The sequence below is a fragment of the Gilvimarinus sp. 1_MG-2023 genome (assembly GCF_030548285.1).
Window position 1 is genome coordinate 1 of sequence record NZ_JAUOSC010001237.1, and the last position, 258, is coordinate 258.

1 protein-coding gene is annotated in these 258 nt (G+C 51.2%); it reads left to right on the forward strand.

Translation table 11 applies throughout. The features are described from left to right. The coding region (locus tag Q4563_RS20815; protein ID WP_303605872.1) for a hypothetical protein at positions 1-208 on the forward strand (208 nt) is incomplete at its 5' end. Between the last annotated feature and the right edge of the window lie 50 nt (positions 209-258).

A 258-nucleotide genomic window follows, 5' to 3' on the forward strand; every position in this document is an offset into this window, starting at 1 on the left:
GGTAAGCACGACGAGTGGGTTGACTACGTTTGATAATGCGCTTGGTGACCTGCTCAACGACGGGATGCATCATGCCTCCGGAAAACGGTTCGTTAGTAAATTGTATTTGTTGTTTGCGGCTGGTCTTGCAGCCGGGAAATCTCTGCTCAGTGATTTGGTCGATCCTTTGATTAAAGCACGTTGGCGGAGCCTCAAACAGCCATGGTAGCCGCTCTCGGGCGACTGTCATCGTGCCGGATCAATACCATAGTCACAAAG